The organism is Streptomyces sp. NPDC046985, from assembly GCF_040644415.1.
Classification (GTDB): domain Bacteria; phylum Actinomycetota; class Actinomycetes; order Streptomycetales; family Streptomycetaceae; genus Streptomyces.
In genome coordinates this window covers 92,362-112,260 of the sequence record NZ_JBEYWK010000013.1, presented here as the reverse complement: position 1 = coordinate 112,260, position 19,899 = coordinate 92,362, and the positions used below count along the sequence as shown (strand labels likewise).

Sequence of the window (19,899 nt, the reverse complement as noted above, 5' to 3'; positions counted from 1 at the left end):
GCGCCCGGCCGGCTCTGTTCACAGCGCCGGGCAAACACCCGGCAAACCGCCGTCGCGCGCCAGCCCCTCCAAGGACCGCACCGCCTCGCGCCCGCCCTCCGCACTGCCTCGCCCCCGCCGCCCGCACCCGGTCCACGGCGCCGCCCGCACCGGTCCGCCGCGCCCCTCGCACCCGGCCCCCTCGCCGTCCGCATGGTGAAAACCGAGCGCGTGTGGCAGCGTGATTCTCACCACCCTTGATACGGGTAGCGCTCAGATGAGCGAATCAGGGGTACCTGCACTTCTCAAAGAGTGGCACTCAGTGCCACCCTTTGATCGTTCATCGATCGAACTCACCCGTGTCTACAGGTGCTCATGTGAGCGATCCAGGCGGCTCGAAGGGGCCCTTCTGTTCAAGAAGTGAACACGCAAGGCCCTGACGGCCAGCCTTGTTGTGACTTTCGATCCGGTGGCGGACGACCGGTTACGGACGCATGACGCGCGAGTGGACGTACCGGCAAGCCTTCGATCTGGGTATGTTCCTGCCCGTCAGGGCAGCCACCGCGTCCTCGAGGAGTCGAGACCCGTGTCGGAAAACAAAGATCTCCAGGTAGCCGATCGCGGCGACGGCGTTGAGGACGTGAAGTTCGTCTACGACTTCACCGAGGGCAACAAGGACCTCAAGGACCTCCTCGGCGGCAAGGGCGCGAACCTGGCCGAGATGACCAACCTGGGCCTCCCGGTCCCTCCGGGCTTCACCATCACCACCGAGGCCTGCAAGGTCTACCTCGACAGCGGCGAGGAGCCCGCGGCACTGCGTGACGAGGTGAGTGCGCACCTCGACGCCCTGGAGCGGACCATGGGCAAGAAGCTGGGCCAGGCCGACGACCCCCTCCTGGTGTCGGTGCGCTCCGGCGCCAAGTTCTCCATGCCCGGCATGATGGACACCGTCCTGAACATCGGCCTGTCCGACGCCTCCGTGCAGGGCCTCGCCAAGCAGGCGGGCGACGACCGCTTCGCGTGGGACTCCTACCGTCGGCTCATCCAGATGTTCGGCAAGACGGTCCTCGGCGTCGACGGCGAGCTGTTCGAGGACGCCCTCGACAAGGCCAAGGAGGCCAAGAAGGTCGCGGTCGACACCGAACTGGAGGCCGCCGACCTCAAGAAGCTGGTCACCGCCTTCAAGAAGATCGTCAAGCGGGAGGCCGACCGGGACTTCCCGCAGGACCCGCGCGAGCAGATGGACCTCGCCATCAAGGCGGTCTTCGACTCATGGAACGGCGACCGCGCCAAGCTCTACCGCCGCCAGGAGCGCATCCCGCACGACCTGGGCACCGCCGTCAACGTCTGCTCGATGGTCTTCGGCAACCTCGGCCCCGACTCCGGCACCGGCGTCGCCTTCACCCGCGACCCCGCCTCCGGCCACCAGGGCGTCTACGGCGACTACCTCCAGAACGCGCAGGGCGAGGACGTGGTCGCGGGCATCCGCAACACCGTCGCGCTGGCCGAGCTGGAGCGCATCGACAAGACGTCGTACGACCAGCTCATGCAGATCATGGCGACGCTGGAGAACCACTACCTGGACCTGTGCGACATCGAGTTCACCATCGAGCGCGGCCAGCTCTGGATGCTCCAGACCCGGGTCGGCAAGCGCACCGCCGGGGCCGCCTTCCGGATCGCCACCCAGCTCGTCGACCAGGGCCTGATCGACGAGGCGGAGGCCCTCCAGCGGGTGACCGGCGCCCAGCTCGCCCAGCTCATGTTCCCCCGCTTCGACGAGGGCGCGAAGATCGAGCAGGTCGGCCGGGGCATCGCCGCGTCGCCGGGCGCCGCGGTCGGCAAGGCGGTCTTCGACTCGTACACCGCCGTCAAGTGGTCCCGGTCCGGCGAGAAGGTCATCCTGGTCCGCCGCGAGACCAACCCCGACGACCTGGACGGCATGATCGCCGCCGAGGGCATCCTCACCTCGCGCGGCGGCAAGACCTCCCACGCGGCCGTGGTCGCCCGCGGCATGGGCAAGACCTGCGTCTGCGGCGCGGAGGAGCTGGAGGTCGACACCAAGCGCCGCCGGATGATCGTGCCGGGCGGGCACATCGTCGAGGAAGGCGACGTCATCTCCCTCGACGGCTCCTCGGGCAAGGTCTACCTGGGCGAGGTGCCGGTCGTCCCCTCCCCGGTCGTGGAGTACTTCGAGGGCCGGATGCACGCGGGCGCCGACGACGCCGACGAGCTGGTCGAGGCCGTGCACCGCATCATGGCCTTCGCCGACCGCAAGCGCCGGCTGCGGGTGCGCGCCAACGCCGACAACGCCGAGGACGCGCTGCGCGCCCGCCGCTTCGGCGCCCAGGGCATCGGCCTGTGCCGCACCGAGCACATGTTCCTCGGCGACCGGCGCGAGCTGGTGGAGCGGCTGATCCTGGCCGACACCGAGGCCGAGCGCGAGAAGTCCCTCAAGCAGCTCCTGCCGTTGCAGAAGAAGGACTTCGTCGAGCTGTTCGAGGCGATGGACGGCCTGCCGGTCACCGTCCGCCTGCTCGACCCGCCGCTGCACGAGTTCCTGCCCGACATCACCGAGCTGTCGGTGCGGGTGGCGCTGGCCGAGTCCCGCCAGGAGCCGCACGAGAACGAGCTGCGTCTGCTCCAGGCCGTGCACCGGCTGCACGAGCAGAACCCGATGCTGGGTCTGCGCGGCGTGCGCCTGGGCCTGGTGATCCCCGGCCTGTTCACCATGCAGGTGCGGGCCATCGCGGAGGCCGCGGCCGAGCGCAGCGCCGCCAAGGGCGACCCGCGCGCCGAGATCATGATCCCGCTGGTCGGCACGGTCCAGGAGCTGGAGATCGTCCGCGAGGAGGCCGACCAGGTCATCGCGGAGGTCGAGGCGGCCACCGGCGTCCGGCTGAAGCTGGCGATCGGCACCATGATCGAGCTGCCGCGCGCCGCGCTCACCGCGGCCCAGATCGCCGAGGCGGCCCAGTTCTTCTCCTTCGGCACCAACGACCTGACCCAGACGGTGTGGGGCTTCAGCCGGGACGACGTGGAGGCCAGCTTCTTCACCGCCTACCTGGAGAAGGGCATCTTCGGCGTCAGCCCGTTCGAGACGATCGACAAGGACGGCGTCGGCTCCCTGGTGAAGGCCGCCGCCCAGGCGGGCCGCGCCACCCGCCCCGACCTCAAGCTCGGCGTCTGCGGCGAGCACGGCGGCGACCCGGAGTCCGTCCACTTCTTCCACGAGGTGGGCCTGGACTACGTCTCCTGCTCCCCGTTCCGCATCCCGGTGGCCCGCCTGGAGGCCGGCCGCGCCGCCTCCCAGGCGGAGGGCAGCGACCACCGGTAGAGCCCCGGAGTCCTCGTCGCGGTCCCCGACCCTCAAGACCGATCGCGACGAGGACTCCGGTCCACGAAAGGGAAGGGGCGCGCCCTGTGAGGGGGCGACGCCCCTTCCGCCGTGCGCGGCGCCGCGCCGTGGGCCGCCCGCTCGGCGGAAAGGGGCAGAGCCCGCCCAGTGCTGTGACCGGAAGGTTCACCGGCTTGCGACGCCCGGCACGACGCCTCGCCGCGTCGTCGCACCGCCCGCGTACGTCCAGTACGCGGGCAGTGCTCCGCCTTGCGAGGCGCCGCACCGGACGCCGCGAGCCTTCCGGCGAAGCTGTCCGGCCACAGCACTAGGCTGGGGCCAAGGCGGATCCGACGGAAGGCGGCCTCGGGCATGGGCGAGTGGAACACGCGGGACGTCCCCGCCCTCACGGGGCGCGTCGCCGTCGTCACCGGAGCGAACAGCGGCCTCGGATACGTCACCGCACGGGAGTTGGCCCGCAAGGGCGCCCACGTGCTGCTCGCCTGCCGCAGCGAGGCCCGGGGGAAGGCGGCGCAGGACCGGCTCGCCGCCGAAGTCCCCGGCGCCGAGGCCCGCTTCGCCCGCCTCGACCTCGCCGACCTGTCCTCGGTACGGGAGTTCGCGGACGCCTACCCGTACGACCGGCTCGACCTGCTGGTGAACAACGCGGGCGTGATGGCCCCGCCGTACGGGACGACCGCGGACGGGTTCGAGACCCAGTTCGGCGTCAACCACCTCGGGCCCTTCGCGCTCACCGGGCGGCTGCTGCCCGCGCTGCTCGCCACCCCCGGGGCGCGCGCGGTGACCGTGTCCAGCGTGCTGCACGCGCTGGCCAACATCGACCCCGGCGACCTCAACAGCGAGCACGGATACCGCCGTTGGACCGCCTACGGCCGGTCCAAGACCGCCAACCTGCTCTTCACCCGCGAGCTGTCCCGGCGGCTGGCGGCGGCCGGGTCGGACGTCGTGGCCGCCGCCGCCCACCCCGGATACGCCTCGACCAACCTCCAGACCGCGGGACCGCGCGCCGAGGGCCGCCGGGGCGCCGAGCGGGCCATGACGCTGGCCAACCGGGTCTTCGCCCAGTCCGCCGAGGCCGGCGCCCTGCCCACCCTGTACGCCGCCACCGCGCCCGGGGTGCGCCCCGACTCCTTCACCGGCCCGTCCTTCGCGATGTGGCGCGGCGCCCCGGCCCCCTCCTGGCGCGCCCCCTGGACCCGCGACGACCGCGCGGCCGCCCGGCTCTGGTCGCTCTCCGAGGACCTGACCGGAGTCCGCTACGACGCGCTGCCGGGCTGAGGGGCGCCCGGCTTCCCGCAGTCCGGCGCGGAGACCGACTTTCCGGGGTCCCGTGCGGGGACCGGCGCCCCGGGGGCCCGCGTGGGACCGGCGTCCCGGAGTGCCGGTCAGCGGCCGCCGGTCGGCCCCCGTGGGTCAGCGGCCGCCGGTCGGCCCCCGTGGGTCAGCGGCCGCCGGGCGGCCGTCCGCGGGTCAGCGGCTGCCGGTCAGGTGGGCGAAGACGACCACGTTGCCCTGGTAGCCGGTCGTCTTGGAGTAGCCGCCGCCGCAGGTGATCACCCGCAGCTCGGGGCGCCGGGCGGCGCCGTAGACCTTCTCGTCGGGGAAGTCCTTCGCCTCGTACGCCTCCACCGCGTCCACGGTGAACACCGCGACGCCGCCGTCACGGCGGTCCACCTCGACGAGGGCGCCCCTCTTCAGCGCGCCGAGGTTGTAGAAGACCGCGGGGCCTTTGGCGTCGTCGACGTGGCCCGCGACGATCGCGGTGCCCGTCTCGCCCGGCACGGTCCCGGCCTCGTACCAGCCGGCGAGGTTCTTCTCCCCGGCCGGCGGGGCGTTCAGGCTCCCTGAGCCGGACAGGGCCAGGCCGGTCAGCGGGGCGTTCACCCGGATCGAGGGGATGCGGATGCGGGTGGGCGGCGACGGCGGCAGAGCGGGGGCGCTGAGCCGCTCCTCGGCGGGGTCGGGCGAGCCCTCGGCCACCGAGGGCTGCGGCGGGGCGTGGACGATCCCGGCGCCGTGCAGCAGCCACACGCCGGAGAACAGCGCGGCCGCGGTGACGGCCGCTATCGCGGAGTTCTCGATCCTTCGCTTCCTTCGCACGCGAACCCCTCTCGGACACGGCGCCCCGTGCCCCCCTCCGGGTCGCGTGGGGCGTCGATGCCCGGAGGGGGGAGGGACGTGCGGTACCGGCTGACGGACAGCGGAGAGCGTCCGTCAGATCCCGTCGCCTCTCGCCCGGCGATGCAGGAGCCAGGTACCGCCCGCGGCGGCGACGGCGAGAGCCGCCACACCGGCCGCGGTCTGCGCGGGGTCGGCGCCCAGCGCGCCGCCGACCCCCGTCTTGACGCTTCCACGGGGCTGCGTCTGCCCCTGCTCCGCGGCGAGCGTGACGACCAGGTCGCCCGTGACCCGGCGTCCGCCCTCGGCGCACTCCGCGACGATCTCGTACGTGCCCGGCTGCGCGCCCTCCGGCACCCGGAACTGGCCGATCGCGTCGCCCTCGTGCGTGCTGGGCGCCAGCGTGAAGGGCCCCGCGCCGACCGCGCTCGCGTCGCCCGCCGCCGCGCTCTTGTCACCGCAGACCTTGGTGTTCACGCTCACCTGGCCGCCCGGCGCCACCGAGGAGGGGTACACCTCCAGGCCGCTCACCGCCGTGCCCTCTCGGGCCTCGGCGCCCCGGAGGCGCGTCGTCACGGGCGCGGCGTCCGCACCGTAGGCGGGCACGGTCACACCGCTGACGGCGACGACGGCGAGCGCGGCGCCGGTCACGGTCCCGGCCGCCAGACGAGCGGTACGTCGCATCGGTGCTCCTCCGAGCTGTGCGGTGGGGACACGGCCCGCGGCACTCGCTTGTGCCGCCGTCGTCGCGTCCCTGCCTCTCCGAGGAAAGCGGCAGCCGCCCCCGCCCGCTCTCTGAGACATCGTCAGGAATACGGAGAACGGGTGTCGCCGCGGCCCGGCGAGGAGGCCGCCGCGGAGGCGTTTGAGCAGGTCATCGGGGGTCGCTTGACGGAACGTCGGAAACTGCGCGAAGACCGCGCGACGCGGGGGTGAACGGGTGATCAGGGGCGCCCGAAGGGCGCCGGGCGTACCCCGGGGAGGGCGCCGGGCGTACCCCGGGGAGATCCAGGAGAGCCCCGGGGGCCGGAGGCGGCGGGGATCGCCCAGGGGCGGCCGGGGTCGGAGGCGGCCAGCGCCGCCGCCCACCGCGGGGGAGCCTCACCCCGAAACAGGCGCGTCACCCCTCACCGCCACCCCCGCTGTCACCCCCTGCGCTTACTGTCGAAGCATGGACGGCACGGAAGCAACCGCCCCCGGGGCGGCACGGCTGCACGAGAACCACCTCCCGCCCGACGGCTACCAGGTGTCGGCGGTCGAGCGGTGGGTCGCCGAGCCGGACAAGCGGCCGGGCCGCACCGCCTTCCAGCGCGACCGCGCGCGCGTGCTGCACTCCGCGGCCCTGCGCCGGCTGGCCGGCAAGACGCAGGTGGTCACGCCGGGCGAGCGCAGCCAGGTGTGGGACGCCAGTCCCCGGACCCGGCTCACCCACTCGCTGGAGTGCGCCCAGGTGGGCCGGGAGCTGGGCGCCGCGCTGGGCTGCGACCCGGACCTGGTGGAGGCGGCCTGCCTCTCGCACGATCTGGGCCACCCGCCCTTCGGGCACAACGGCGAGCAGGCGCTGAACGAGTTCGCCCGCGACTGCGGCGGCTTCGAGGGCAACGCCCAGTCGCTGCGCCTGCTGACCCGCATCGAGCCCAAGCGGTTCGTCTCCGGCGGCCCCACCGGCGAGCCGGTCAGCGTCGGCCTCAACCTCACCCGCGCCGCGCTCGACGCCGCCACGAAGTACCCGTGGCCGCGCGGCGCCCACCCCGCCGATCCGGCGTCCGGCAAGTTCGGCGTCTACGAGGACGACCGGCCGGTGTTCGACTGGCTGCGCGAGGACGCGCCCCGCGACCGGGCCTGCTTCGAGGCGCAGGTCATGGACTGGGCGGACGACGTGGCGTACTCGGTGCACGACGTGGAGGACGGCCTGCACGCCGGGCACATCGACCCCAACTGCCTCCAGGCCGACCCGGAGCGCGAGGCGGTGTTCGCGGTGGCCGTCGGCCGCTACGTCCCCTCCGGCACCGACCCGGAGGAGCTGGCCGCGGCCCTCGACCGCCTCCTGGAGCAGGAGTGGTGGCCGCACGGCTACGACGGCTCCGCCGTCGCCCAGGCCCGCCTGAAGGACGCCGCCAGCCAGCTCATCGGCCGCTTCTGCCTGGCCGCCGAGGGCGCGACACGGGAGGCGTACGGCGCGGGCCGGCTGACCCGGTACGCCGCCGAGCTGGTCGTCCCGCGCACGGCCCGCATGGAGTGCGCCGTCCTGAAGGCGGTCGCCGACCGCTACGTCATGCAGCGCGCCGAGCAGGAGCTGCTGCGCGCCGACCAGCGGATCGTGGTCGCCGAGCTGGCCGAGGCGCTCACCGCCCGCGCGCCGGAGGGCCTGGACCCCCAGTTCCGCGCCCTGTTCCACCACGCGGCGGACGACCGCGCCCGCAAGCGGGTGATCGTCGACCAGGTCGCCTCCCTCACCGACGCCTCGGCCCGCTCGCTTCACGCCCGCCTGACGGGGAACGCGTGACTCCGCAGCATCCCGCAGCATCCCGCAGCACCCAGCAAGCAGCACCCAGCAGCACCCCGCACAGCGCTGACAGCGCCCTCACCGGCGCACGTGATACCCGTAGAGCCGTGATACCCGTGGGACGCGGGTGACCTCGACGGGCCCCGCCCAGGGCCACGGGGTGACCCTCCGTGGCCTGATCGGGCCACTCCCTCTTCCCGCATCACGCTCCGTGCGGGACGCTCGCATATGGCGGCACCGTAACGAGGAGGCATCAAGTGGTCGACGCGGATCAGACATTCGTCATCGTCGGAGGCGGACTGACCGGAGCGAAGGCGGCCGAGACCCTCCGCGCGGAGGGCTTCAGCGGCCGCGTCATCCTCATCTGCGACGAGCGGGACCACCCCTACGAGCGGCCGCCGCTCTCCAAGGGCCTCCTCCTCGGCAAGGAGGAGCGCGACACGGTCTTCGTGCACGAGCCCGCGTGGTACGCCCAGAACGACGTCGAGCTGCACCTCGGCCAGACCGTCGACGCGATCGACCGCGCCGCGAAGACCGTCCACTTCGGCGACGACGGCACCGTGGTGCGCTACGACAGGCTGCTGCTGGCCACCGGCGCCGAGCCGCGCCGCCTGGACGTCCCCGGCACCGACCTGGCCGGGGTGCACCACCTGCGCCGCCTCGCCCACGCCGAGCGCCTGAAGAACGTCCTGACGCACCTCGGCCGGGACAACGGCCACCTGGTGATCGCGGGCGCCGGCTGGATCGGCCTGGAGGTCGCGGCGGCGGCCCGCCAGTACGGCGCGGAGGTCACCGTCGTCGAGGCGTCCCCCACCCCGCTGCACGGCGTGCTCGGACCCGAGCTGGGCGAGGTCTTCGCCGAGCTGCACCGCGAGCACGGCGTCCGCTTCCACTTCGGCGCGCGGCTGACCGAGATCGTCGGCCAGGACGGCATGGTGCTCGCCGCCCGCACCGACGACGGCGAGGAGCACCTCTGCCACGACGTGCTCGCCGCGATCGGGGCGGCCCCGCGCACCGCGCTGGCCGAGGCGGCGGGCCTGGAGCTGGCCGACCGGGCGGCCGGCGGCGGCATCGCGGTCGACGAGCGGCTGACCACCTCCGACCCCGACGTCTTCGCCGCCGGCGACGTCGCCGCCTTCCCGCTGGCCCTGTTCGACTCCCGGCTGCGCGTCGAGCACTGGGCCAACGCGCTCAACGGCGGCCCGGCCGCGGCCCGCGCGATGCTCGGCCGGGACGACGTCTACGACCGCGTGCCCTACTTCTTCTCCGACCAGTACGACCTGGGCATGGAGTACAGCGGCTGGGCGCCGCCGGGCTCGTATGACGGGGTGGTGATCCGCGGGGACGCCGGGAAGCGCGAGTTCATCGCGTTCTGGCTGAAGGAGGGCCGGGTCCTGGCCGGGATGAACGTCAACGTGTGGGACGTCGCCGAGCCTGTCCAGCACCTGATCCGCAGCAGGGCGCGGGTGGACGCCGAGGCGCTGGCCGACCCCCGCGTGCCGCTGGACGCGCTGACCGCCTGACCGCCTGACCGCCTGACCGGCGCCCGCTGACCGCCCCGGTCGCGGGCGCCCGCCGCGGCGACGGCTCCCGGACTGTCGGCGGGGCCCCGTAGAATCGCCTCGTGGCAGGACGGATCAACGACGAGGACGTGAAGGCGGTACGGGACGCGGTCCCGATCGACGCCGTGGTGTCCGAGTACCTCCAGCTACGCAACGCGGGCGGCGGCAACCTGAAGGGGCTGTGCCCGTTCCACGACGAGAAGTCCCCGTCCTTCCAGGTCAGCCCGAGCAAGGGACTCTTCCACTGCTTCGGCTGCCAAGAGGGCGGCGACACCATCACGTTCGTGATGAAGATCGACCACCTCTCCTTTTCGGAGGTCGTCGAGCGCCTGGCCGCCCAGGCCGGCATCACCCTGCGCTACGAGGAGGGCGGGTACAACCCCTCCCACCAGCGCGGCGAGCGCATCCGCCTGGTGGAGGCGCACAAGCTGGCCGCCGACTGGTACGCCGAACAGCTCGCGCAGTCCGCCGAGGCCGAGACGGGCCGGGTCTTCCTCGCCGAGCGCGGCTTCGACCACGGCGCCGCGGTGCACTTCGGCGTCGGCTACAGCCCGCAGGGCTGGGACCACCTCACCCGCTTCCTGCGCGGCAAGGGCTTCAGCGACAAGGAGCTGGTCCTCTCCGGTCTCGCCCAGGAGGGCCGGCGCGGCCCCATCGACCGCTTCCGCGGCCGGCTGATGTGGCCGATCCGCGACATCGGCGGCGAGGTGGTGGGCTTCGGCGCCCGCAAGCTGTACGAAGCGGACAACGGCCCGAAGTACCTCAACACCCCCGAGACGCCGATCTACCGCAAGTCCCAGGTGCTGTACGGCATCGACCTGGCCAAGAAGGAGATCGCCAAGGTCTCCCGCGCGGTCGTCGTCGAGGGCTACACCGACGTCATGGCCTGCCACCTGGCGGGCGTGACCACCGCCATCGCGACCTGCGGCACGGCTTTCGGCGGCGAGCACATCAAGATCCTGCGCCGGCTGCTGATGGACAACGGCTCGGCCCGGGTGATCTTCACCTTCGACGGCGACGCGGCCGGTCAGAAGGCCGCGCTGCGGGCCTTCGAGGACGACCAGAAGTTCGCCGCCGAGACCTACATCGCCATCGCCCCCGACGGCATGGACCCCTGCGAGCTGCGGCTGGCTAAGGGCGACGAGGCCGTGGCCGACCTGACCGAGCCGCGCACCCCGCTCTTCGAGTTCGCGCTCCGCCAGATCGTCGCCCGCTACGACCTGAACACCCCGGCGGGCCGCGCCGCCGCCCTGGACGAGGCGGCGCCCGTGGTCGCCCGGATCAAGAACAGCGGCGCCCAGCACGAGGTCGCCGTGCAGCTCGCCGGAATGCTCGGCATCCTGGACACCCAGTTCGTGGTCAAGCGGGTGGCCCAACTGGCCCGCTGGGCGCGCGAGCGCGGCGGCCGGGGCCCGGCACCCGACCGCCAGCCGCCGCGCGGCCCGCAGCAGCCGTACGCCGCGGCGGGGCCCGCCGGCCACCGCGGCCCGGCGCTCACCCTGCGCAACCCGGTCTACGCCACCGAGCGCGAGCTGCTGAAGCTCGCCCTCCAGCGCCCCGAACTGGTCTCCCCGGCCTTCGACGCCTACGGCGTGGACGAGTTCACCGCGGCCCCCTACGCCGCCGTGCGCCAGGCCGTCCAGGAGGCGGGCGGCGCCGAGGACGGCGTCGCCGACCCCCAGGAGTACCTGGTCCGGGTCCGTGAGGCCGCACCCGACGACGCGGTCCGCGCGATGGTCACCGAACTCGCGGTCGAGGCGATCCTGCTCCGCCGGGAGGTCGACGAGGCGTACGCGGGCGCCCAGCTCGTCACCGTCCGCCGCCGCGCCGTCGAACGCCGCATCCGCGACGTCCAGAGCACCCTCACCCGCCTGGCCGCAGGCGGCGACCCGGCCCAACTGGCCTCGGTGCAGAACGAGTTGTGGATCCTCCAGCAGTACGACCAAGCGCTGCGGGAGCGGGGCGCGGGCGCGCTGTGACCGGCCGCCGGGGGATGTGACCGCCGCCCGGGAAGCAGGCGAGCCGCGTAATCGTCCGGTCACGGTGCGGACTCAGAAAGTCGCCGCACGACCCTCGTGGCCGTGTTGTGTCGTACGCCACACTGGGGGCGGTGCCTGAGTCCTCGGAACGCGGCCGATCCGTCCCCCCACGGGTCCCCCACCCCCGCGATCCGGTCATCGCGTACGGGACGGACGGCGGGGAGGCCGCCGGATCCGTCCCCCGAGTACCGCTGCCGCGCGTTCAGCAGCGATCATCCTGGAGGTCGCCCCCCGTGCAGACCCGGACGCTCAGCCAGACCGAGATCCCCCCCGGCCGCGCCCTCTCCGCGGCCGTCCCTCCGCAGGACCGGGCAGCGCACCACCCCGAGGCCGGGCCGGCGTCCGAGCCGGAGGCCCCCCCGACCGACGCGCCGCAGCAGGACGACCCCGAGAGCGCGGACGGCGCCCAGAGCCCCGACGCCCCCGACGCTCCCGACGCCACGGGGAGCCCCGACAGCGCGGACGGCCCCGGGAGCGCGGAAGACCCCGAGAGCGGGGAAGAACCCGACGGCCCCGGCGAGGCGTCCGGGCCGACCGGACTGGCCGAAGCGGCCGGACGGGCCGGAGCGGCCGGGCCCGCGGCGCCCGCCCGTACCGAGAGCGGCGGCCCCTCCTCCGACCTGTTCCGGCAGTACCTGCGCGAGATCGGCCGGATCGCGCTGCTCACCGCCGCCGAGGAGGTCGACTTGGCCCGGCGGGTCGAGGCGGGCCTGTTCGCCGAGGAGAAGCTGGGCACCACGCCCGACCTGGACAGCAGCCTGGCCGGCGACCTGGACCGGCTGGTGGTCCTGGGCCGGGTGGCCAAGCGCCGGCTGATCGAGGCCAACCTGCGGCTGGTGGTGTCCGTGGCCAAGCGGTACGTCGGCCGCGGCCTGACCATGCTCGACCTCGTCCAGGAGGGCAACCTGGGCCTGATCCGGGCCGTCGAGAAGTTCGACTACGCCCGCGGCTACAAGTTCTCCACCTACGCCACCTGGTGGATCCGCCAGGCCATGTCCCGCGCCCTGGCCGACCAGGCCCGCACCATCCGCGTGCCGGTGCACGTCGTGGAGCTGATCAACCGGGTGGTGCGGGTGCAGCGGCGGCTGCTCCAGGAGCAGGGCCACGAGCCCAGCGCCGCCGAGGTCGCCGCCCAGCTCGACCTCGCGCCCGAGCGCGTCGGCGAGGTGCTGCGCCTGGCCCAGGAGCCGGTCTCGCTGCACGCCCCGGTCGGCGAGGAGGACGACGTCGCCCTCGGCGACCTCATCGAGGACGGCGATGCGGCCAGTCCCGTGGAGTCGGCGGCGTTCCTGCTGCTGCGCGAGCACCTGGAGGCGGTGCTGTCCACGCTGGGGGAGCGGGAGCGCAAGGTGGTGCAGCTCCGCTACGGGCTCGACGACGGGCGCCCGCGCACCCTGGAGGAGATAGGGCGGCTGTTCGGCGTGACCCGCGAGCGGATCCGGCAGATCGAGTCCAAGACCCTCAACAAGCTGCGCGACCACGCCTTCGCCGACCAGCTCCGCGGCTACCTGGACTGACGCGCCGAGGGCCGCCCGCCCCGGCGCACCGGGAACGGACGGCCCTCCTGAGCGCGCCGCGGCGGCCGCCCCTTACGGCGCGGCCGGCGGGTCAGTCGACCTCGGCCACCGCCTGCGCGAACTGCGCCTTGTACAGCCGCGCGTAGGCCCCGTCGGCCTCCAGCAGCTCGTCGTGGGCGCCCTGCTCGACGATGGCGCCGTTCTCCATCACCAGGATGGTGTCCGCGTCCCGGATCGTGGAGAGCCGGTGCGCGATGACGAACGACGTCCGGCCGTGCTGGAGCTTGGCCATCGCCTTCTGGATCAGCACCTCGGTGCGGGTGTCCACCGAACTGGTCGCCTCGTCCAGGACGAGGATCACCGGGTCGGACAGGAACGCCCGCGCGATGGTGATGAGCTGCTTCTCGCCCGCGCTGACCCCGGCGCCGTCGTCGTCGATCACCGTGTCATAGCCGTCGGGCAGCGTGCGCACGAACCGGTCGGCGTGCGCGGCCCGCGCCGCCTCCTCGATCTCCCCGCGGGCGACCTCCCGGGAGGCGCCGTAGGCGATGTTCTCCGCGATCGTGCCGCCGAACAGCCAGGTGTCCTGGAGCACCATGCCGATCCCGGAGCGCAGCTCGTCGCGCGACATGCGCGCGACGTCCACGCCGTCCAGCGTGATGCGCCCGCCGGTGACCTCGTAGAACCGCATCAGCAGGTTGACCAGCGTGGTCTTGCCCGCGCCCGTCGGGCCGACGATCGCGACCTTGTGACCGGGCTCGACCGCGAGCGACAGATCGTCGATGAGCGGCTTGTCCGGGTCGTAGCGGAACGACACGTGCTCCAGCGCGACCCGTCCGCGCAGCTCGTCCGGCCGCAGGCCCGGCGAGGGGTCCGCCTCCTGCTCCGGGGCGTCCAGCAGTTCGAAGACCCGCTCGGCGGAGGCGACGCCGGACTGCACCAGGTTCGCCATCGAGGCCACCTGGGTCAGCGGCATCGAGAACTGCCGCGAGTACTGGATGAACGCCTGCACGTCGCCGATGGACAGCGCGCCGGAGGCGACCCGCAGCCCGCCGACGACCGCCACCAGCACGTAGTTCAGGTTCGACACGCACATCATCAGCGGCTGCATGATCCCGCTGTTGAACTGCGCCTTGAACCCGGCCTCGTACAGCGCGTCGTTCTGCTCGGCGAACTGCCGGGCGGACTCCTGCTGCCGGCCGAACACCTTCACCAGGGTGTGCCCGGTGTACATCTCCTCGATGTGCGCGTTGAGCGCGCCCGTGGTGCGCCACTGCTGCACGAAGTGCGGCTGCGACCGCTTGCCCACCCGGGTCGCCACCAGGAACGACAGCGGCACGGTCACCAGCGCCGCCAGCGCCAGGATCCAGGAGACGTAGAACATCACGATCAGCACGCCGACGATGGTCAGCACCGAGTTGATGAGCTGGCCCATCGACTGCTGGAGCGTCTGCCCGATGTTGTCGATGTCGTTGGTGGCGCGGGAGAGCACCTCGCCGCGCCGGCGCTGGTCGAAGTACGACAGCGGCAGCCGCGACAGCTTCGTCTGCACGTCCTCGCGCATCCGGAACATGGTCCGGTTCACCGACCGGTTCACCAGCCGGGTGGCGACCGCCATCAGCAGACCGGCCGCCAGGAACGTGCCGAGCGCGAGCAGCAGGACGTGGCCGACGGCGGTGAAGTCGATGCCCTTGCCGGGGGTGAAGTCCGTGCCCCGCAGCACGTCGGCGACCGCGCCCTTGCCGTGCGCGCGCAGCGACGTAAGGACCTGCTGCCGACTAGCCCCGGCCGGCGTCCTGCGTCCGATGAGACCGGCGAAGATCAGGTCGGTGGCCTTGCCGAGGATCTTCGGCCCGAGCACGCTGAGCGTGACGCTCGCCACCACGCACAGCACCAGCGTGTAGATCGTGACCCGCTCGGGCCCGAACCGGGCGAGGAGCCGCCTGCCCGACTTCTTGAAGTCCATCGAGCGGTTGTCGGGCCCGCCCCCGGACATCATGCGCCCCATGGGCCCGGCCATCAGGCAGCCTCCGCTTCCGTGAGCTGGGAGAGCACGATCTCCCGGTAGGTCTCGTTGTCCGCCATCAGCTCGTGGTGGGCGCCCGTGCCGACGACGCGCCCCTCGTCCAGGACGACGATCCGGTCCGCGTCCCGGATGGTCGCCACCCGCTGGGCGACGATGACGACGGTCGCCTCGGCGGTCTCCCGGGCCAGCGCCGCGCGCAGGGCGGCGTCGGTGGCGTAGTCGAGGGCGGAGAAGGAGTCGTCGAAGAGATAGATCTCCGGCCGCTGCACCAGCGTGCGGGCGATGGCCAGGCGCTGGCGCTGCCCGCCGGACACATTGGCGCCGCCCTGGGCGATCGACGCGTCCAGGCCGCCGTCCAGCTCCCGCACGAAGCCCGCGGCCTGCGCCACCTCCAGCGCGTGCCACAGCTCCTCGTCGGTGGCGTCCGGGTTGCCGTAGCGCAGGTTCGTCGCGACCGTCCCGGCGAACAGGTACGGCTTCTGCGGGACCATGCCGACCGTGCGGGCCAGCAGCACCGGGTCCAGGGTCCTTACGTCCACGCCGTCGACGAGGATCTCGCCGTCGGTCGCGTCGAACAGCCGGGCGACCAGCCCGAGCAGGGTGGACTTGCCGCTGCCGGTGGAGCCGATCACGGCGGTCACCTCGCCGGGACGGGCCGCGAGGTCCACGGTGCGCAGCACCGGCTCCTCGGCGCCCGGATAGCGGAAACCCGCCCGGCGCAGCTCCAGCCGTCCGTGGCTGGGCAGCTCGACGACGGGCGCGAGCGGCGGGACGACGCTGGACTCGGTGCCCAGCACCTCCTGGATGCGCTCGGCGCACACCTCGGCGCGCGGCACCATCATGAACATGAACGTGGCCATCATCACGGACATCACGATCTGCATCAGATACGCGAGGAACGCCGTCAGGTCGCCGATCTGCATCCCGCCGCTGTCGATGCGGTGGGCGCCGAACCACACCACCGCGATGGAGGACACGTTCACCACCGTCATCACGATCGGGAACATCAGCGCCAGCAGCCGGCCGGTGGCCAGGGCCATGTCGGTCAGGTCCCCGTTGGCCTCGCGGAAGCGCCGCTCCTCGTACTCGTCGCGGACGAAGGCGCGGATCACGCGGTTGCCGCTGATCTGCTCGCGCAGCACCCGGTTCACCGTGTCGAGGCGCCCCTGCATGGACCGGAACAGCGGCCGCAGGCGGCGCACGATCAGCGTCACGCAGACGCCGAGCACCGGCACGACGGCGACCAGCACCCCGGACAGCGGCACGTCCAGGCCGAGGGCCAGGACCACCCCGCCCACGCACATGATCGGCGCCGACACCATCAGGGTGAAGGTCATCAGGACCAGCATCTGGACCTGCTGGACGTCGTTCGTGGTCCGCGTGATGAGCGAGGGCGCCCCGAACTGGCCGACCTCGCGCGCCGAGAAGGACTGCACCCGGTCGAAGACGGCGGCCCGCACGTCCCGGCCGAGCGCGGAGGCGGTCCGGGCGCCGAAGTACACGGCGCCGATGTTGCACACCACCTGCACCAGCGAGATGCCGATCATCACGGCGCCGAACGTCAGGATGTAGTCCGTGTCGCCCTTCACCACGCCCTGGTCGATGATGTGGGCGTTCAGGGTGGGCAGGTAGAGCGTGGCGCAGGTCTGCAGGAGTTGCAGGAGCACCAGTAGGACTATGGGTTTCTTGTAGGGCCTGAGACAGGTCCGCAGGAGTCTTATGAGCACGCTGGGTCTCTCGGTCGGCGGTGGGGGAAGGCGTCGCTGTCCCCTGGCCCCTATCGTCCGACACGCTGCCTGTGTTACCCCAACGGGTTTACCGTATCGCCGCCTGCCGACAGATGTCCGACGTCCGCCGACCGACGGGCGCTGTCAGGCGGTGGACGGCGGATCTGCCGCCGAGGCGGCGGGACGTAGGGACGCAGGGCTTCCCGCCCAGGGGCCGCGACCTCGGGACGGAGGGCCTGCCGCCGAAGGGGCTGTGGCCTTACGGCCGGGGGCGCGCCAGCAGGGGCCGGGGGCTGTGACCTCGCGTCCCGGAGGCGCGACATCGGGGCCCGGAAGCTGTGACCTTACGGCTCTGGGGCGGGACATCAGGGCCGGGGGACTGTGGCCTCACGGCTTCGGGGGCCGCGAACCCGTCGGGTCCGGCTCGGGTTCCCGGCCGTGCGGGTCGCGCCGGTCGTGCGGGTCGTGCGGCGTCCAGCCCGCGTCATCCGGAGAACGCCCCGGGATGCGCCTGTTCGCGTACCGCCGCGTACTGCTGGCGTACCGCCTGGCCCACCGCCAGTTCCTCGCCCGGCTCCAGCACCTGGGCCGCCGCGCCCTGCCAGGCCGGCGGGTTGCGCGGGTCGAGGCCGCCCTGGGAGGCGCCGAGCGCCCAGGCGGCCTGCCGGGCGGCGCCGATCGCGGCGTAGTCCGCGGGCTGCGGCACGACGACCTGCGCGCCGAACAGCGCGGGCGCCGCCGCCCGTACGGCCGGAAGCCCGGCCGCCGCCCCCAGCAGGAAGATCCGCCGCACCTCCACGCCCCGCCCGCGCAGCACGTCCAGCGCGTCCGCGAGCCCGCACAGCATGCCCTCGAACGCGGCCCGCGCCAGGTGCTCCGGCCTCATCGACTCGCGCCGCAGCCCGGCCAGCGTCCCGGCGGTGTGCGGCAGGTTCGGCGTCCGCTCGCCCTCCAGATAGGGCAGCAGCACCAGCCCGTGCGCGCCCGGCGTGGACTTCATCGCCAGGTCCGACAGGCTCTCCAGGTCGGGCTGGCCCAGCAGCTCGGCGGCGCCGCGCAGCGCCCGGACCGCGTTCAGCGTGGTGACCACCGGCAGGTGCATGCCGGTGGCGTCGGCGAGCGAGGTGATCATCCCGCTCTGGTCCACCAGCGCCTCGGGATGGACGGCCATCACCGAACCGGAGGCGCCCAGCGAGACCACCGCGTCCCCCAGGCCGATGCCGAGGCCGAAGGCGGCGGCCATCGTCTCGCCGGTGCCGGCGGAGATCAGCAGCCCCTCCGGCGTCGTGCCGGCCGCCTCCGCCGGGCCGATCACCTCGGGCAGCACGGCTTGCCGCCCGAGGGCCAGTTCGACGAGGTCGGGCCGGTAGGCGCCGGTCGCCGCCGACCAGTAGCCGGTGCCGGAGGCGCCGCCCCGGTCGGTGGTCCGGCGCACCGGACGGCCGAGCAACTGCCACACCAGCCAGTCGTGCGCCTGGAGCAGCAGGGAGACGCGCCGGGCGGCGTCGGGCTCGTTCTTCGCGAGCCAGCGCAGCTTGGTCACCGGCTGAGCGGCCTGCGGCACGCAGCCGACCGCCTGCGCCCACGCCTCCCGGCCGCCGAGCGCGTCGATCAGATCGGCCGCGGCGGCCTGGGCCCGCCGGTCCCCGCCGACCAGCGCGGGCCGGACGGTGGCGCCCTGGGCGTCCAGCGGGACCAGCGCGTTCTGCTGGGCGGAGACGCCGATGGCCTGCACGCCCTCCAGCAGCCCGCCGCCCGCGGCCTCCCCGAGCGAAAGCAGCCACGCCTGCGGATCGACGTCGGCGGGCCGGCCGCCGCCCTCGGGGCCGTCCACCGGATGTGGCGCGTACCCCTGCCGGAGCACGGCTCCGCTGTCCGTGTCGCAGACCACGATGCGAGTGAAATCAGGTGAGCTGTCCAACCCGGCGACTATCCCCATGGCCGAAATTCTGCCGCACGCCACGGGGTGGGCGTGCAGGGTCTCCGCGCATGGCGTGGCAAGCGGGTGGCGGGGACTGGATCGCGGCCGGATCCGAGGGCCGGGCGGGGCGGGGCGCGGGGGTCGCTGGGGGTTAGGGCGTGGGTGTCGCCGGGGGTGAGGCGTGGGTGTCGCTGGGGGTAGGGCGTGGGCGCCGCTGGGGACAGGGCGTGGGTGTCGCCAGGGGGTAGGCGTGGGCGTCGCCAAGGGGTAGGCGTGGACGTCGCCGGGGGCGGCGTGGGGCCGACTGGGAGCGGCCGGAGCGGTTGACGGGTAGCCCGGAGCGGCTGATGGAGCGGTTGACGGGCTGCCGGAGGGGCTGCCGGAGCGGTTGGCGAGCTGCCTGGAGCGGCGGAAGGAGCGACTGGCGGGTTGCCCGGAGGTGCTGATGGAGCGGTTGACGGGCTGCCTGGAGCGGCGGAAGGAGCGACTGGCGGGCTGCCTGGAACGGCGGACGGGCCGTCCGAGAACAGCGGACGGCCGCCCGGAGCGATCCGTGGATCGCCGCGAGCGGCCGAAGCGGTGCCGGGTGCGGTGTCGGATGCGGCCTGCGCGGCACCGCGTGCGGTCTTCCCGGTGTGCCGCGAGCGGCACGGCGAAGGCAGCGCAGCGAACGGCGTACCGGCGTGGCGTCCGGCTACCGGGGCCGATGCCCCGGTTCCGGATTACCGCGGGCCGGTGCCCCAGTCGTCCGGGCCGCCGCCGTTCGTCCGGCGCTCGCGCAGCGCGCGCACGCGCTGGGCCACCGAGTCCGGCATCCGGTCGCCGACCTTCTCGCTCACCGCGTGGACGGCCTTGCCCGCGAACTGACGGCCCTGCTGCGCCGCCGTCTCCGCGGTGTTGCGCACCGCGGGGTTCTGCGCCACCTGACGCGCGGACTTCCTGAGCTGCTCGTAGCGCTCACGTCCCGCCTTGGAGCCCAGTACGTAACCCACAGCCAGCCCTGCGATGAACACGAGCCGGTAGCGCATGGTGGCCACCTTTCCTTGCCTCTACGTCGGAGCGGGGGAACCGATTGGCGGAGCACCCCCCTGCTTGCGCTAATGTATGTGTCGCAGCGAGCGCACGCCCCCTGGCGCATACCCAGGCAGG

At 73.4% G+C, this 19,899-nt stretch carries 12 protein-coding genes; 6 read left to right on the top strand and 6 right to left on the bottom strand.

The genetic code is table 11. The features are described from left to right. The first annotated feature begins 565 nt into the window (after nt 1–565). Both ppdK and ABZ861_RS18500 read left to right on the top strand, forming a co-directional pair. Nucleotides 566–3,313 (top strand): pyruvate, phosphate dikinase, encoded by a 2,748-nt coding sequence (ppdK, locus tag ABZ861_RS18505; protein ID WP_361631288.1) that lies wholly within the window; start codon nt 566–568, stop codon nt 3,311–3,313. A gap of 372 nt (nt 3,314–3,685) precedes the next feature. Further along, a complete protein-coding gene (locus ABZ861_RS18500; protein ID WP_361631286.1) occupies nt 3,686–4,612 on the top strand; it encodes an oxidoreductase in 927 nt (308 codons plus the stop codon). Nucleotides 4,613–4,804: 192 nt separating this feature from the next. Here the strand turns inward: ABZ861_RS18500 and ABZ861_RS18495 are convergent, their stop codons facing one another. Then, the gene (locus ABZ861_RS18495) at nt 4,805–5,434 is read right to left on the bottom strand and encodes a class F sortase (protein WP_361631284.1); all 630 of its coding nucleotides are present in this window, start codon (nt 5,432–5,434) and stop codon (nt 4,805–4,807) included. Between the two features lie 114 nt (nt 5,435–5,548). Then, nucleotides 5,549–6,136 (bottom strand): hypothetical protein, encoded by a 588-nt coding sequence (locus ABZ861_RS18490; RefSeq protein ID WP_361631282.1) that lies wholly within the window; start codon nt 6,134–6,136, stop codon nt 5,549–5,551. Between the two features lie 487 nt (nt 6,137–6,623). Here ABZ861_RS18490 and ABZ861_RS18485 point away from each other — a divergent pair, with 487 nt between their 5' ends. The 4 genes from ABZ861_RS18485 (at nt 6,624) to ABZ861_RS18470 (ending at nt 13,076) form a co-directional block, all read left to right on the top strand. Beyond that, nucleotides 6,624–7,958: a deoxyguanosinetriphosphate triphosphohydrolase gene (locus tag ABZ861_RS18485; RefSeq protein WP_361631280.1), complete on the top strand. Its 1,335-nt coding sequence runs from the start codon at nt 6,624–6,626 to the stop codon at nt 7,956–7,958. Nucleotides 7,959–8,215: 257 nt separating this feature from the next. Further along, a complete protein-coding gene (locus ABZ861_RS18480; RefSeq protein WP_361631278.1) occupies nt 8,216–9,481 on the top strand; it encodes an FAD-dependent oxidoreductase in 1,266 nt (421 codons plus the stop codon). 101 nt (nt 9,482–9,582) lie between these two features. Beyond that, on the top strand, nt 9,583–11,499 hold the full coding sequence (dnaG, locus tag ABZ861_RS18475) for a DNA primase (RefSeq protein ID WP_361631276.1): 1,917 nt from the start codon (nt 9,583–9,585) through the stop codon (nt 11,497–11,499). Nucleotides 11,500–11,792: 293 nt separating this feature from the next. Then, the gene (locus ABZ861_RS18470; RefSeq protein ID WP_361631274.1) at nt 11,793–13,076 is read left to right on the top strand and encodes an RNA polymerase sigma factor; all 1,284 of its coding nucleotides are present in this window, start codon (nt 11,793–11,795) and stop codon (nt 13,074–13,076) included. A 91-nt stretch (nt 13,077–13,167) separates the two neighbouring features. Here ABZ861_RS18470 and ABZ861_RS18465 read toward each other — a convergent pair whose 3' ends face one another. The 4 genes from ABZ861_RS18465 to ABZ861_RS18450 all read right to left on the bottom strand — a co-directional run bounded on the left by ABZ861_RS18465 (nt 13,168) and on the right by ABZ861_RS18450 (nt 19,778). Continuing rightward, the gene (locus tag ABZ861_RS18465; protein ID WP_361631272.1) at nt 13,168–15,096 is read right to left on the bottom strand and encodes an ABC transporter ATP-binding protein; all 1,929 of its coding nucleotides are present in this window, start codon (nt 15,094–15,096) and stop codon (nt 13,168–13,170) included. Next, nucleotides 15,096–16,829: an ABC transporter ATP-binding protein gene (locus ABZ861_RS18460; RefSeq protein ID WP_361631270.1), complete on the bottom strand. Its 1,734-nt coding sequence runs from the start codon at nt 16,827–16,829 to the stop codon at nt 15,096–15,098. The genes ABZ861_RS18465 and ABZ861_RS18460 overlap by 1 nt, the downstream gene beginning before the upstream one ends. 484 nt (nt 16,830–17,313) lie before the next feature. Further along, nucleotides 17,314–18,768 carry an FGGY family carbohydrate kinase gene (locus tag ABZ861_RS18455; protein ID WP_361631268.1) on the bottom strand — a complete coding sequence of 485 codons (1,455 nt, stop codon included), beginning with the start codon at nt 18,766–18,768 and terminating at the stop codon, nt 17,314–17,316. Between the two features lie 704 nt (nt 18,769–19,472). After that, complete coding sequence (locus ABZ861_RS18450) at nt 19,473–19,778, bottom strand: YtxH domain-containing protein (RefSeq protein ID WP_361631493.1); 306 nt, start codon at nt 19,776–19,778, stop codon at nt 19,473–19,475. Nucleotides 19,779–19,899: the final 121 nt, after the last annotated feature.

Excerpts from the sequence above, each read along its gene's own strand:
- ABZ861_RS18500 (WP_361631286.1), top strand. The coding sequence starts at position 3,686 with ATGGGCGAGTGGAACACGCGGGACGTCCCCGCCCTCACGGGGCGCGTC.
- ABZ861_RS18490 (WP_361631282.1), bottom strand. The coding sequence starts at position 6,136 with ATGCGACGTACCGCTCGTCTGGCGGCCGGGACCGTGACCGGCGCCGCG.
- ABZ861_RS18485 (WP_361631280.1), top strand. The coding sequence starts at position 6,624 with ATGGACGGCACGGAAGCAACCGCCCCCGGGGCGGCACGGCTGCACGAG.
- ABZ861_RS18465 (WP_361631272.1), bottom strand. The coding sequence starts at position 15,096 with ATGGCCGGGCCCATGGGGCGCATGATGTCCGGGGGCGGGCCCGACAAC.
- ABZ861_RS18455 (WP_361631268.1), bottom strand. The coding sequence starts at position 18,768 with ATGGGGATAGTCGCCGGGTTGGACAGCTCACCTGATTTCACTCGCATC.
- ABZ861_RS18450 (WP_361631493.1), bottom strand. The coding sequence starts at position 19,778 with ATGCGCTACCGGCTCGTGTTCATCGCAGGGCTGGCTGTGGGTTACGTA.